This is a genomic window from Pandoraea sp. SD6-2, assembly GCF_000389825.1.
GTDB classification, from domain to species: Bacteria; Pseudomonadota; Gammaproteobacteria; order Burkholderiales; family Burkholderiaceae; genus Pandoraea; species Pandoraea communis.
The window spans coordinates 436,551-450,217 of record NZ_KB944423.1; the positions used below are offsets into that span (position 1 = coordinate 436,551).

13 protein-coding genes are annotated in these 13,667 nt (G+C 61.4%); all 13 read right to left on the bottom strand.

The window, feature by feature from the left end:
* Positions 1 to 147 precede the first annotated feature (147 nt).
* Positions 148 to 624, bottom strand: a complete 477-nt coding sequence (locus tag C266_RS02040) for a DUF1178 family protein (RefSeq protein WP_010807398.1) — start codon at positions 622 to 624, stop codon at positions 148 to 150.
* Between the two features lie 63 nt (positions 625 to 687).
* Positions 688 to 1,281 (bottom strand): NUDIX domain-containing protein, encoded by a 594-nt coding sequence (locus C266_RS02045; protein WP_010807399.1) that lies wholly within the window; start codon positions 1,279 to 1,281, stop codon positions 688 to 690.
* A gap of 76 nt (positions 1,282 to 1,357) precedes the next feature.
* Positions 1,358 to 1,675, bottom strand: coding sequence for a DUF2818 family protein (locus C266_RS02050; RefSeq protein ID WP_010807400.1), 318 nt, complete (start codon positions 1,673 to 1,675; stop codon positions 1,358 to 1,360).
* A gap of 122 nt (positions 1,676 to 1,797) precedes the next feature.
* Positions 1,798 to 3,267, bottom strand: a complete 1,470-nt coding sequence (gene nuoN / locus C266_RS02055) for an NADH-quinone oxidoreductase subunit NuoN (protein WP_010807401.1) — start codon at positions 3,265 to 3,267, stop codon at positions 1,798 to 1,800.
* A gap of 20 nt (positions 3,268 to 3,287) precedes the next feature.
* Positions 3,288 to 4,769, bottom strand: a complete 1,482-nt coding sequence (locus tag C266_RS02060; protein WP_010807402.1) for an NADH-quinone oxidoreductase subunit M — start codon at positions 4,767 to 4,769, stop codon at positions 3,288 to 3,290.
* An 18-nt stretch (positions 4,770 to 4,787) separates the two neighbouring features.
* Complete coding sequence (nuoL, locus tag C266_RS02065) at positions 4,788 to 6,839, bottom strand: NADH-quinone oxidoreductase subunit L (protein ID WP_010807403.1); 2,052 nt, start codon at positions 6,837 to 6,839, stop codon at positions 4,788 to 4,790.
* 17 nt (positions 6,840 to 6,856) lie between these two features.
* On the bottom strand, positions 6,857 to 7,168 hold the full coding sequence (gene nuoK / locus C266_RS02070; RefSeq protein WP_023596640.1) for an NADH-quinone oxidoreductase subunit NuoK: 312 nt from the start codon (positions 7,166 to 7,168) through the stop codon (positions 6,857 to 6,859).
* 9 nt (positions 7,169 to 7,177) lie between these two features.
* Complete coding sequence (locus tag C266_RS02075; protein ID WP_010807405.1) at positions 7,178 to 7,813, bottom strand: NADH-quinone oxidoreductase subunit J; 636 nt, start codon at positions 7,811 to 7,813, stop codon at positions 7,178 to 7,180.
* A gap of 79 nt (positions 7,814 to 7,892) precedes the next feature.
* Positions 7,893 to 8,384, bottom strand: coding sequence for an NADH-quinone oxidoreductase subunit NuoI (gene nuoI / locus C266_RS02080; RefSeq protein WP_010807406.1), 492 nt, complete (start codon positions 8,382 to 8,384; stop codon positions 7,893 to 7,895).
* Between the two features lie 23 nt (positions 8,385 to 8,407).
* On the bottom strand, positions 8,408 to 9,472 hold the full coding sequence (nuoH, locus tag C266_RS02085; RefSeq protein WP_010807407.1) for an NADH-quinone oxidoreductase subunit NuoH: 1,065 nt from the start codon (positions 9,470 to 9,472) through the stop codon (positions 8,408 to 8,410).
* A complete protein-coding gene (nuoG, locus tag C266_RS02090; protein WP_010807408.1) occupies positions 9,473 to 11,785 on the bottom strand; it encodes an NADH-quinone oxidoreductase subunit NuoG in 2,313 nt (770 codons plus the stop codon).
* A 29-nt stretch (positions 11,786 to 11,814) separates the two neighbouring features.
* Positions 11,815 to 13,107, bottom strand: a complete 1,293-nt coding sequence (gene nuoF, locus C266_RS02095) for an NADH-quinone oxidoreductase subunit NuoF (protein WP_010807409.1) — start codon at positions 13,105 to 13,107, stop codon at positions 11,815 to 11,817.
* A complete protein-coding gene (gene nuoE / locus C266_RS02100; RefSeq protein ID WP_010807410.1) occupies positions 13,104 to 13,604 on the bottom strand; it encodes an NADH-quinone oxidoreductase subunit NuoE in 501 nt (166 codons plus the stop codon). Before nuoE ends, nuoF begins: the two co-directional genes overlap by 4 nt.
* Positions 13,605 to 13,667: the final 63 nt, after the last annotated feature.

The following is a 13,667-nucleotide window of genomic DNA, read 5'->3' on the forward strand; positions in this document are numbered from 1 at the left end:
CCGTACGGCGCGCCGGCGTCGTCTGTCGGGCGCGTGAGAATGGAAATGCGTGCAAATGCGTGGAAATAGCGCAGCGATCGCCAGCAAAAGCCAGGACTGCACCGGATGCCGGCGCTGCCGCACCCCGAACCGGCTCCGGCGATGGGCTTACTGTAACGTATCCTTGAAGCCGTCGGGAATGGGGAGCGGCATCACGTCGATGCCCTCCTCCGCCAGCGCCTCGGTCTCTTCCCGAGACACCGTCCCTCGGATATTGCGCTCCGGGGCTTCCCGATAATGGATCTTGCGGGCTTCCTCCGCGAAGTTGCTGCCGACGTCTTCCGTGTTCGCCATGACGTGGCGCACAGCCTTCATCCACAGCGTCTGCAATTCGCGTTTCGCCTCGATGGCGCCGCCCGAAGCGCCGTGCTGCCCCGGCGTGGCCGCTGGCGGCGCGGCATCGGCTCGCGAGGTCGCCCCCGACAAGTTCAGGCGCGGCGCAGACGGCATGCGAACGATCGCCGTATCACCGCAAACGGGGCAAGTCACCAGCCCCCGCGCTTGCTGCGAAAGGTAATCGTCCTCCGAGCCGAACCAGCCCTCGAAGGTGTGCTCGTGTGCACAACGCAAATCAAAAACCTTCATGACGCTATGAATGTGTCCCGGCCCCGCCAGTCGCAAGGCACGAGCTGAAATAATGACGATGGATCAGCGCAGCGGCGAACGCTCGTTCGGCTGCCAGACTCCCGATAATATCTTCTCCAGCCAGAACGCGCCGATGATCGATTTTACGTCCGTTATGCGCCCGTCGCGCACCCACTGCAGCAGTTCGGTCGCAGGCATCTTGAACACGTCGAGAAACTCGCCTTCATCGAGACGCTGCTCGCCAAGCGTGAGGTCGCGTGCGAGCCAGATATCGATGAATTCCGTCGAATACGAAATCACCGGATGAATACGCGTGAGGTAGTCCCAGCGCTTGGCGTAGTACCCGGTCTCTTCCAGCAGTTCACGCTGACCACAGGCCAGACCGCCTTCGGCGTCGTCGAGCTTGCCTGCGGGCAATTCCGTCATCACACGCTCGAGCGGGTAACGATACTGACGCTCCATGAGCACCTGACCGTCTTCGAAAAGCGGAATCACCATGACCGCCCCCGGGTGGGTGGTGTACTCGCGCACGGCTGTCTTGCCATCGGGCAGACGGACGCGATCGCGCTTGATGGTCAGGAATGCACCGTCGTAGACCGTCTCACTCGTAACACATGTCTCAATCAGATGTTGATCGTCGGTTTGACGTTGGGTCATAAGCCCTCCACGGCTGAAAATTGGCGAACCCAAAACAAAACGCCGCCCAAGGGCGGCGTTTTGCAAAGCAGACATCTCAAGCGGCCACCGCCGGTCGATGACGCCACAAATATCGGTAAACGAAGCCCGGAAACGCGAACACGACAAACAGACTCGCCGTCACGGCGTAGAACTCCCAGCCCTGCGAAAACACGTTGCCGATGCCCGATTCGATCAGATATCCGAGGGCGCGCACCACGAAATAGGCCACCACCAGTTCGATCAGACGCAGCCACAGCGGCTTGATCGCCCGCTTGAGCGCAATGAGGCCGAACAGGCGCTGATTCACGAACGGCAGGTTCGCGCCCAGCGCGGCCAGCAGAATCACAAGCGTACCCCCTGCCGACATGCCCATCGTTCTTGCCTCCGCCTGTTTGTCTCTCTTGAGCCGGGCCGGCCATCTCGGCCCGCCCTGCCCGGTTTCCTGTCGGCGTCGTTGCCTTCGCCGACGTCGCGCTTCCGAACGTCCCCGGCCGCTTAGCTGGCCAGCGTCAGTTTGATGGTGCGCAGGCACCAATCCATCAACGAGCCCGGCATCAGGCCCAGATAAACCAGCACCAGACCGTTCAGCGACAGCACGAAGCGCATCGTACCGCTGCCTTCCAGCGCATTGGCGTCTTCCGGCTTGTCGAAGTACATCAGCTTGACGACACGCAGGTAGTAGAACGCGCCGATCAGCGATGCGATCACGGCCACGACGGCCAGCCACACCATACCGGCGTTGACCACGGCTTGCAGCACAGCCAGCTTGGCATAGAAGCCCGCCAGCGGCGGAATGCCGGCCAGCGAGAACATCAGCATCAGCATGACGAAGGCGAACCACGGGCTACGCTGGTTCAGGCCCTTCAGATCCGTGAGGTTCTCGGCTTCAAAGCCCTTGCGCGAGAGCAGCAGCACGATACCGAACGTGCCCAGCGTCGTCAGCAGGTAGATCACGCTGTAGAACAGCGACGAACCGTAAGCGTCGGCGATACCGTCGATCTTGCCGCCGACCACGCCCGAGAGCATGCCGAGCAGCACGAAACCCATGTGCGAGATCGTCGAATACGCCAGCAGACGCTTGACGTTGGTCTGCACGATGGCCGTCAGGTTACCGATCACCAGCGAGAGCACCGCCAGGATGATCAGCATCTGTTGCCAGTCGATCGCCAGCGGCAGCATGCCTTCGACGAGCAAACGCAGCAGCAGTGCAAACGCACCCAGCTTCGGCGCGCCACCGATGAGCAGCGTGACCGGGGTCGGTGCGCCTTGGTAGACGTCCGGCACCCACATGTGGAACGGAGCAGCGCCCAGCTTGAACGCCAGACCGGCGACCACGAACACCACGCCGAACACGAGCACGATCTTGTTCACGGCGCCCGAAGCGATGACTTCGAAGACCTTGGCCAGTTCGAGCGAACCGGTCGCGCCGTACATCATCGACATGCCGTACAGCAGGAAGCCCGAAGCGAGCGCGCCCAGCACGTAGTACTTCATGGCCGACTCGGTCGCGTTCGTCGAATCGCGCCACACGGCAGCGAGGGCGTACAGCGACAGGGACATCAGTTCCAGACCCAGATACAGCGTCAGGAAGTTGTTGCCCGAGATCATCACCGACAGACCCAGCAGCGAGAACAGGCTGAGGACATAGAAGTCGCCACGGGCAAGGCCGCGCGCTTCCAGATACTTCTGGCCGTAGATGAACGTGACGAACGTTGCCAGACCACCGAAGGCCTTGAGCAGGTTCGACATCGGATCGGCGACGAACATATTGCCGAACAGGTAGTGCGATGCCGGGTCCCCGGCATTGCAAGCCCACAGCACGGACACGACCGCAGACGTGATGAGTGCCAGAACGTAGTTCAGCTTGCGCGTCTGGCCGAGGAACGCGTCGCACATCATGATCACGAGGATCATGAGCAGCAGGATGGCCTCCGGCAACGCAGGCAGCAGATTAATGTTTTGCATGATCTAGATGTCCTCCCCGATTACGGCAGCTTGGTCTGCGCCACGTGGGCGAGGAGGTTAACCACGGAGGTGTGCATCAGGTCCGTGAAAGGCTTCGGATAGATACCCATGAACAGCGTGAGTGCAGCCAGCACGGCCAGCATGAAGAACTCGCGCTTGTTGATATCGATCAGCTCACGCACATGGTCGTTGGCGATGGCACCGAAGATCACGCGCTTGTACATCCACAGCGAGTAAGCCGCACCGGTGATCAGCGAAGTGGCCGCCAGCAGGCCCACCCAGAAGTTCAGCTTCACGGCGCCCAAAATCACCAGGAATTCACCCACGAAGCCCGACGTCGCCGGCAGACCGCTGTTGGCCATCGCGAACAGCATGAAGAACGTCGCAAACTTCGGCATCGTGTTCACCACACCGCCGTAATCGGCGATGTTGCGCGAGTGCATGCGGTCGTACAGCACACCGATACACAGGAACATGGCGCCCGACACGAAACCGTGCGAGATCATCTGAACCAGCGCGCCCTGCATGCCGATTTCGCTGAACATGAAGAAGCCGAGGATCACGAAGCCCATGTGCGCAATCGACGAGTACGCCACCAGCTTCTTCATATCGGTCTGCACCAGCGCCACGAGGCCGATGTAGACGACGGCGATCAGCGCAAGCGCAATCATGAAGCCCGACAGGTAGTGGCTGGCGTCCGGGGCGATCGGCAGCGAGAAGCGCAGGAAACCGTACGCACCGAGCTTCAGCATGATGGCGGCCAGCACGACCGAGCCGCCCGTCGGCGCTTCCACGTGAGCGTCCGGCAACCAGGTGTGCACCGGCCACATCGGCACCTTCACGGCAAAGGCCATGAAGAACGCCACGAACAGCAGTATCTGCACGTTCATCGGCAACTTCACCGCGTACCAGTCGGTCAGCGTGAACGAACCCGTTGCGGTGTACAGATAGATCAGCGCGACCAGCATCAGCAGCGAGCCGAGCAGCGTGTACAGGAAGAACTTGAACGCTGCGTACACACGGTTCGGCCCCCCCCACACACCGATGATCAGGTACATCGGGATCAGCGTAGCCTCGAAGAACACGTAGAACAGCAGGCCGTCTTGCGCCGAGAACACACCGATCATCAGCCCCGAGAGGATCAGGAACGCGGCCATGTACTGCGACACACGCTCCGTGATCACTTCCCAGCCCGCGATCACCACGATCACCGTGATGAGCGCGGTCAGCACGACCAGCCACAGCGAGATGCCGTCGATGCCCAGGAAGTAGTTGATGTGGAAACGCTCGATCCAGCTCGTCTTTTCGACGTACTGGAACGCCGGCGTGTTGGCGTCGAAGTTCGAGATCAGCGGTAGCGTGACCAGGAAGCTCACCAGCGAACCGATGAGCGCCAGCACGCGTGCGCCCGTCGGGTTACGGTCATTCCCCACTGCGAGGACAACGATCCCCGACAGGATGGGCAGCCAAATGGCCAGACTCAGAAGCGGTAGCGATTGCATTATTGTTGGCTCCCCCTATTACTTGCCGTTCAACGTCACAAACAGCGTCAGGAGCCCGAGCATGCCGATGATCATGGCGAACGCGTAGTGGTAGATGTAACCGGATTGTGCGAAGCGGATGACACCGGCGAACCAGCCCACCAGACGCGCGCTGCCATTCACGACGGCACCGTCGATGAGACCCTGATCGCCCGCCTTCCACAGGCCGCGGCCAATCTTGAGCGCGCCCTTGGCGAAGACCACTTCGTTGATCTTGTCCATGTAGTACTTGTTGTCGAGCAGATTGTAGATACCCGAGAACTTGTTCTTCAGTGCTTCCGGAATGTCCGGGCGCTTCAGGTAGAAGAAGGCTGCGAGCACGATACCCAGTGCCGACAACGCGATCGGCAGCGTGCCGAACGAGTGCAGCGCCATCGCTACCCAACCGTGGAACTCATGGCTCAGTTCTTCCATCGCCGGGTGGTTCTCGCCGATGAAGATCACGTCCTTGAACGCCACGCCCTGCTTGAAGAATTCGCCGAAGAGCATCGGGGCAATCGCAATCGCACCGATGATGACCGACGGGATCGCCAGCAGAATCAGCGGAATCGTCACGACAGCAGGCGACTCGTGCGGCTTCTGACCCGGTGCCAGACCATGGTGCTCGCCGTGCGAATCCTCTTCCTCTTCCTCGTGATGCGCGTCGTGATGGTCATGGTGCGCCAGACCGAAACGCTCCTTGCCGTGGAAGACCAGGAAGTACATACGGAACGAGTAGAACGCCGTGACGAACACGCTGGCGACCACTGCGAAGTAAGCGAAGCCCGAACCCGGCAGATGCGAGGCTGCCACCGCTTCGATGATCGAGTCCTTCGAGTAGAAGCCCGAGAAGAACGGCGTGCCGATCAGCGCCAGCGAACCGAGCAGCGACGTGATCCACGTGATCGGCATGTACTTCCACAGGCCGCCCATGTTGCGCATGTCCTGATCGTGGTGCATACCGATGATGACCGAGCCGGCGCCGAGGAACAGCAGCGCCTTGAAGAACGCGTGCGTCATCAGGTGGAAGATGGCCACCGGGTAGGCCGACACGCCGAGCGCGACCGTCATGTAACCGAGCTGCGAGAGCGTCGAGTAGGCCACGACACGCTTGATGTCGTTCTGGATCATGCCCAGGAAGCCCATGAACAGCGCCGTGATCGCACCGATGATCGTGATGAACGACAGCGCGGTGTCCGACAGCTCGAACAGCGGCGACATGCGGCTCACCATGAAGATACCTGCGGTCACCATCGTGGCCGCGTGAATCAGTGCCGAGATCGGGGTCGGGCCTTCCATCGAGTCGGGCAGCCAGACGTGCAGCGGGAACTGTGCCGACTTACCCATCGCGCCGATGAACAGGCAGATACAGGCCACCGTAATCAGGCGCCAGTCGGTGCCCGGGAACGACAGGGCCGCGACATCGTTGGCCTTGGCGAACACTTCGCCGTAATTCAGCGTGCCGGTGAAGGCCAGCAGCAGGCCGATACCGAGCAGGAAGCCGAAGTCACCGACACGGTTGACCAGGAACGCCTTCATGTTGGCGTAGATTGCGGTCGGACGCGTGTACCAGAAACCGATCAGCAGGTACGAGACCAGACCCACCGCTTCCCAGCCGAAGAACAGTTGCAGGAAGTTGTTGCTCATCACGAGCATCAACATCGAGAACGTGAACAGCGAGATGTACGAGAAGAAGCGCTGGTAACCGGGGTCTTCCGCCATGTAGCCGATGGTGTAGATGTGCACCATCAGCGAGACGGAAGTGACCACGCACATCATGGTGACGGTGAGCGTGTCGACGAGGAAGCCGATCTCGAGTTTGAGTTCGCCGATGCGAGCCCATTCATAAACGGTGGCGTTGAAGCTCGCACCGTTCATGACGTCGATGAAGGTCATGACCGACAGGACAAACGCGACCAGCACGCCGAGGATCGTGACCGTGTGGGCGCCCGCGCGTCCGACTTGCTTGCCGAACAGACCGGCAATCAGGGAGCCGGCGAGCGGCGCCAGCGGGATCGCGAGCAGCAGGTTGGGATTCAATGTGGATGCCATAACAGCGTTCGCTTTTGTTAACCCTTAAGGCGGTCGAGATCTTCGACGTTGACCGTTTCGAGCTTACGGAACAGCGTGACCAGAATGGCCAGACCGATCGCGGCTTCCGCGGCGGCCACCGTAAGAATGAAGAACACGAATACCTGGCCGGCAATGTCGCCCAGGTAGTGCGAGAACGCGACGAAGTTCAGATTGACCGCGAGCAACATCAGCTCGATGGCCATCAGCAGCACAATCACATTTCTGCGGTTGAGGAAGATACCGGTAATGCTGATCGCGAAGAGAATCGCGCCCAACACCAGGTAATGCGCTAGCGATAACGACATCATGCTGTCTCCTTATTCCGCCGCCGGCTTGTCAGTGCCGGTGGATTGCTGCCGGGCTTCGGCGGGCATCGACACCAGACGCACGCGGTCGCGCGCCTTCACGCGTACCTGCTTGCTCGGGTCGGTCTGTTTGTGATCCTTACGGGTACGCATCGTGAGCGCAACGGCTGCCACAACGGCCACCAGCAGGATCAGACCTGCCACTTCGAAGGCAAAGATATAGTCGGTGTACAGCGCGATACCGAGCGCTTTGGTGTTCGGCACATCGGGGGCCGACACAGCCTTGACCGGTGCGCGCGTGGCGCCGTAGCCGCGCATCAGCACCAGCGACGCTTCGACGATCATGATCGCGCCGACCGTGCTCGCCAGCGGAATGAACTTGCCGAAGCCGCGTCGCAGTTCGTCGAGATTGATGTCGATCATCATCACCACGAACAGGAACAGCACCATCACCGCGCCGACGTAGACGAGCACCAGCATGATCGCCAGGAACTCGGCCTCGAGCAGCATCCAGATCGCCGCGGCGTTGAAGAAGGCCAGCACCAGGAACAGTGCCGACTGCACGGGGTTGCGCGAGGTCACGACCTTCAGGCCTGAGACCACGAGGATCAGCGCAAACACGTAGAAAAGAAAGGTTGTGAATTCCATAATCACCGGGTGTCGCGAGAATTAGCCAACGTCAATTGCCGTACCGGGCGCGCCATCGATCTGCCGCGCCCTGCCCTGCTTAACGGTACGGCGCATCGGCCGCCTTGGCCGCCGCGATTTCGTTTTCGTAACGATCGCCCACCGCGAGCAACATTTCCTTGGTGAAGTACAGATCGCCACGCTTCTCGCCGTGATACTCGAGAATGTGTGTCTCGACGATCGAGTCCACCGGGCAGCTTTCTTCGCAGAAGCCGCAGAAAATGCATTTGGTCAGATCGATGTCGTAACGCGTGGTACGGCGAGTGCCGTCGTCACGCACATCCGACTCGATCGTGATGGCCATTGCCGGGCACACCGCTTCGCACAACTTGCAGGCGATGCAGCGCTCTTCACCGTTCGGATAACGGCGCAGCGCATGCAGACCGCGAAAACGCGGCGACAGCGGCGTCTTCTCTTCCGGAAACTGCACCGTCACCTTACGAGCGAACGTGTAGCGCCCCGTGAGCGCCATGCCCTTGAGCAGTTCCAACAACAGGAAACTGCCGAAAAAGTCCTTGATTGCCCTTACCATGGGATTCCTCTACTCCGTTCGCCTCAGCCCCAGATGTTCCAGGGCGACATGATCCAGCCACCCACCACGATCACCCAAACGATCGTCAACGGCAGGAAAACTTTCCAGCCCAGACGCATGATCTGGTCGTAGCGGTAGCGCGGGAACGTCGCACGCACCCAGATGAACACCGACAGCAGCAGGAACACCTTGAACGCCAGCCAGAATACCCCCGGGATGAACGACAGGAAGCCGAACGGCGCACTCCAGCCACCCAGGAACAACACCGAAGCCAGCGCCGAGATGATGATCATGTTGATGTACTCGGCCAGGAAGAAGAGCGCGAAGCCCATGCCCGAGTACTCGATCATGTGACCGGCCACGATTTCCGACTCACCTTCCACCACGTCGAACGGGTGGCGGTTCGTTTCCGCAATACCCGAGATGAAGTAGACGAGGAACATCGGCAGCAGCGGCAGCCAGTTCCACGACAACAGGTTCAGCCCCATGCCGGCGAACATGCCGTGCTCTTGCGAGCGCACGATGTCCGACAGATTGAGCGAGCCAGCCGTCATCAGCACCGTCACCAGCGCGAAGCCCATGGCGATTTCGTACGAAATCATCTGGGCCGACGCGCGCATGGCGCCGAGGAAGGCGTACTTCGAGTTCGATGCCCAACCGGCGAGAATCACACCGTACACACCGATCGACGAGATCGCGATGGCGTACAGCAGACCGGCGTTCACGTCGGCCAGCACCGCCCCCGGCTGGAACGGGATCACCGCCCAGATCGCAAAGGCCGGCAGCACCGCCATCACCGGAGCGATGGCGTAAATGCCCTTGCTGACTTGCGACGGCGTGATGACTTCCTTGAGCAGGAGCTTCAACACGTCGGCGATCGGCTGAAGCAGACCGGCCGGACCCACACGGTTCGGACCGAGACGCACGTGCATCCAGCCGATGAGCTTACGCTCCCACAGAATCAGGTACGCCACGCACAGCAGCAGGATCACGGCCACAACGAGAATGCGGACCAGCGCCCACACCGTCGGCCAGGCCACGCCCAGCAGTTGCGTGCCGTATTGATTGATGACTTCGTTCAGGCTCATTTACGCCTTCTCCACCGAAATTTCACCGAACATCGCGCCAAGCGCGGCGGACGCCGGCGTGGCTGCCGGAACGCGCACCACGTTGGCAGGCAGCGTTTCCGAGCGAGCGGCCGGCAGCGTAACCACGGCATCGCCCTGACGCACGCGCACGGCGTCGCCGGCAGCGAGGCCCAGGCTGTCGAACAGTGCCGCCGGCAGCGTGGCACGCAGCGCTGCCTTGGCATCGTTCGTCAGTTGCAGCGACGGCGCACGGCGCACCAGTGCATCGGCAGCGTAGATCGGCACATCGGCCAGACGCTCCAGCCCCTGACCCGCCGCCTTCGGCGCAGTCAGTGCAGCCTTGGCGCGGTTATCGAGCGAGGCCGCCGAGAAACCGGCGAGGGCTTCGTCGCGAACCTGCTCGGCCGTGTCTTGCTCGAAGCCTTGCAGCTTCAGCAGGTTACCCAGCACGCGCAGCACCTTCCAGCCCGGACGCGTTTCGCCCAGCGCACGCACCACACCGTTGAAGTGTTGCGGCAGACCTTCGGCGTTGACGAACGTACCGGCGGTTTCCGTGAACGGCGCGATCGGCAGCAGCACGTCGGCGTAGTCGAGGCCATGCTTGAACGGCGAGAGCGAGACAACCATCTTCGCGGCGCTCAAAGCCGTGAGTGCTTGCTTCGCATCGGCCGAGTCGTACTCCGGCTCGGCGTTGAGCAGCAGGTATGCCTGACGCGGCTGCGCGAACAGCGCGGCTGCGCCCTTCGCGTTCGTGGCCTTCACTGCGTAGCCGCCGACCGTGTTGGCGCCTTCGGTCAGGAAGCCCAGCGTGGCGCCGGTGATGTCAGCGATCACTTGCGCGATGGCGTGCAGTTGCGAGAACTGCGGATGCTGCACAGCGGCGTTACCCAGCAGAATTGCGCGACGCTCACCGTTCACCAACGACGCAGCGATGGCCTTGGCCGTATCGCTAGCGCTCACACCGGCCAGCTCTGCCGGAGCGGCAACGCCCTTGGCAGCGGCAGCCGCCACGGCGATACCGGCCAGTTCGCTCACCCAGGCGCTCGGTGCGGCGATGATCTTGTTGGCGAGCTTCACCAGCAGATCGTCGTCCGAGCCGTGCAGCACGTTGAGTTGGCCACCGGCCTTCACAGCGGAGCGCAGACGCGAGGCGAACAGCGGATGATCCTTGCGCAGGAACGAGCCGACGACCAGTGCGCTTTGCAGCGTGTCGAGTTCTGCGATCGGCAGGCCGAGCCACGGTGCGCCCTGGGTGCCGCCCGATACATCCGTCTGACGCAGACGGAAGTCGACGTTCTCGCTGCCCAGTGCGCGCACGAACTTCTGCAACAGGTGCAGTTCTTCGAGCGTGGCATGCGGCGAGGCCAGTGCGGCGACGGCGTCGGCGCCGAAGTCGCGGATGATGTCCGTCAAACCGTGACCGACGTACTCGAGCGCCGTCTGCCAGTCGACTTCGTGCCACTCACCGCCTTGCTTGAGCATCGGCTTGGTGAGGCGATCGTCGCTGTTCAGACCTTCGTACGAGAAACGGTCCTTGTCCGAGATCCAGCATTCGTTGACCGCTTCGTTCTCGAGCGGCACAACGCGCATGACCTTGTTGTTCTTCACTTGCACCACGAGGTTCGCGCCCACGCCATCGTGAGGGCTCACCGACTTGCGGCGCGACAGCTCCCACGTACGGGCGCTGTAACGGAACGGCTTCGACGTCAGCGCACCGACCGGGCACAGGTCGATCATGTTGCCCGAGAGTTCGGAGTCGACCGTCTTGCCGACGAACGACGTGATTTCCGAGTGCTCGCCGCGCCCCAGCATGCCGAACTCCATGACGCCGGCCACTTCCTGACCGAAACGCACGCAGCGGGTGCAGTGGATGCAGCGCGACATCTCTTCCATCGAGATGAGCGGGCCCACGTTCTTGTGGAACACCACGCGCTTCTCTTCCTGATAGCGCGACGCCGACTTGCCGTAACCGACGGCCAAGTCCTGCAGTTGGCACTCCCCCCCCTGATCGCAGATCGGGCAGTCGAGCGGGTGATTGATCAGCAGGAACTCCATCACCGATTGCTGTGCCTTCACAGCCTTCTCGGAGTTGGTGCGCACGATCATGCCGTTGGCCACCGGCGTTGCACAGGCCGGCACGGCCTTCGGGGCCTTTTCGACCTCGACCAGGCACATGCGGCAGTTCGCAGCGATGGACAGCTTCTTGTGGTAGCAGAAGTGAGGAATATAGGTGCCATTCTTCTTGGCAGCCTGGATCACCATGCTGCCTTCGGGCACCTCGACCTTTTGGCCGTCAATTTCGATTTCAACCATAGCGGTTCAATGCCAAGCGTCAAAAGGGATTAGTGAGCGCCGACCAAGCAATGCTTGTGCTCGACGTGGTAGGCGAACTCGTCCCAGAAGTGTTTGAGCATGCCGCGCACCGGCATCGCTGCGGCGTCGCCCAGCGCGCAAATGGTACGGCCCATGATGTTCTCGGCCACCGAGTTGAGCAGGTCCAGATCTTCCTTGCGGCCTTCACCGTGCTCGATACGATTGACCACGCGCCACAGCCAGCCCGTGCCTTCACGGCACGGCGTGCACTGACCGCACGATTCTTCGTAGTAGAAGTACGACAAACGCAGCAGCGAGCGCACCATGCAGCGTGTCTCGTCCATCACGATCACGGCGCCAGAGCCCAGCATCGATCCAGCCTTGGCGATGCTGTCGTAGTCCATCGTGGTTTCCATCATCAACCCGGCCGGCACGACCGGTGCCGACGAGCCGCCCGGAATCACGGCCTTGAGCTTCTTGCCGCCGCGCATGCCACCGGCAAGTTCCAGCAACTCGGGAAACGGTGTGCCCAGCGGCACTTCGTAGTTACCCGGCAGCTCGACGTCGCCCGACACCGAGAAAATCTTGGTGCCGCCGTTGTTCGGCTTGCCCATTTCCAGATACTGCTGAGGGCCGGTGGCCAGCAGGAACGGAACCGCCGCGAACGTCTCGGTGTTGTTGATGGTCGTGGGCTTGCCGTACAGACCGAAGCTCGCCGGGAACGGCGGCTTGAAACGCGGCTGGCCCTTCTTGCCCTCGAGCGACTCGAGCAATGCGGTTTCTTCGCCGCAGATGTACGCGCCATAGCCATGGTGAGCGTGCAACTGGAACGAGAAGTCTGTGCCGAGGATGTTCTCGCCCAGATAACCGGCGGCACGCGCTTCCTCGAGCGCCGCTTCGAAGCGTTCATACACTTCGTAGATTTCGCCGTGGATGTAGTTGTAACCGACGGTGATGCCCATGGCGAAACCGCCGATGGCCATGCCTTCGATCAGCGCATGCGGGTTGTAGCGCAGGATGTCGCGATCCTTGAACGTGCCGGGTTCGCCTTCGTCCGAGTTACAGACAAGGTACTTCTGACCCGGGAACGCGCGCGGCATGAAGCTCCACTTCAGACCAGTCGGGAAGCCTGCGCCTCCGCGGCCACGCAGGCCCGATGCCTTGACGTCGGCAATGACCTGCTCCGGCGTGAGGCCTTCCTTCAGAATGCGTGCGAGCTGCTGGTAACCACCGCGCTTGACGTAATCTTCCAGATGCCAGTTATCGCCATTGAGGCCAGCGAGAATCAGCGGCTTGATGTGACGGTTGTGCAGCGACGTCATGCTTTCTCTCCCGCGGCACCCTTGGCCTTGAGCTCGTCGATGAGCGCGTCGACCTTGGCTTCGTTCATGAAGCCGCACATGCGGTGGTTGTTCACCAGCATGACGGGGGCATCGCCGCAAGCGCCCATGCACTCACCTTCCTTGACCGTGAAGAGACCATCCGGCGTGATGTCGTTGTACTCGACACCCAGCTTCTCCTTCAGGTACTTGGCCATCTCTTCGCCGCGCGTGAGCTGGCAAGGCAGGTTCGTGCACACGGTCAACTTGAACTTGCCCACGGGGCTCGTGTTGAACATGGTGTAGAAGGTTGCGACCTCTTGCACCGCGACTGCGGGCATCTCGAGGTAGTCCGCCACGAATTGCATCACTTCGGGCGACAACCAGCCTTTCTCGACCTGCGCTACGGCAAGTGCGTGCATTACCGCCGACTGTTTCTGCTCGGCAGGGTATTTGGCAACGGCACGGTCGATTTTCTTCAGGGCTTCGGGAGAAAGCATTTCCGATCCGACGGTTCTCTAAAACGTTATCCCCGCTCGTGCCAGCGCGGGCGAGCCGATCAT

Excerpts from the sequence above, each read along its gene's own strand:
- nuoH (WP_010807407.1), bottom strand. The coding sequence starts at position 9,472 with ATGAGCCTGAACGAAGTCATCAATCAATACGGCACGCAACTGCTGGGC.
- C266_RS02040 (WP_010807398.1), bottom strand. The coding sequence starts at position 624 with ATGAAGGTTTTTGATTTGCGTTGTGCACACGAGCACACCTTCGAGGGC.
- C266_RS02050 (WP_010807400.1), bottom strand. The coding sequence starts at position 1,675 with ATGGGCATGTCGGCAGGGGGTACGCTTGTGATTCTGCTGGCCGCGCTG.
- nuoE (WP_010807410.1), bottom strand. The coding sequence starts at position 13,604 with ATGCTTTCTCCCGAAGCCCTGAAGAAAATCGACCGTGCCGTTGCCAAA.
- C266_RS02060 (WP_010807402.1), bottom strand. The coding sequence starts at position 4,769 with ATGCAATCGCTACCGCTTCTGAGTCTGGCCATTTGGCTGCCCATCCTG.
- nuoL (WP_010807403.1), bottom strand. The coding sequence starts at position 6,839 with ATGGCATCCACATTGAATCCCAACCTGCTGCTCGCGATCCCGCTGGCG.
- nuoK (WP_023596640.1), bottom strand. The coding sequence starts at position 7,168 with ATGATGTCGTTATCGCTAGCGCATTACCTGGTGTTGGGCGCGATTCTC.
- nuoF (WP_010807409.1), bottom strand. The coding sequence starts at position 13,107 with ATGACGTCGCTGCACAACCGTCACATCAAGCCGCTGATTCTCGCTGGC.
- nuoN (WP_010807401.1), bottom strand. The coding sequence starts at position 3,267 with ATGCAAAACATTAATCTGCTGCCTGCGTTGCCGGAGGCCATCCTGCTG.
- C266_RS02075 (WP_010807405.1), bottom strand. The coding sequence starts at position 7,813 with ATGGAATTCACAACCTTTCTTTTCTACGTGTTTGCGCTGATCCTCGTG.
- nuoI (WP_010807406.1), bottom strand. The coding sequence starts at position 8,384 with ATGGTAAGGGCAATCAAGGACTTTTTCGGCAGTTTCCTGTTGTTGGAA.
- nuoG (WP_010807408.1), bottom strand. The coding sequence starts at position 11,785 with ATGGTTGAAATCGAAATTGACGGCCAAAAGGTCGAGGTGCCCGAAGGC.
- C266_RS02045 (WP_010807399.1), bottom strand. The coding sequence starts at position 1,281 with ATGACCCAACGTCAAACCGACGATCAACATCTGATTGAGACATGTGTT.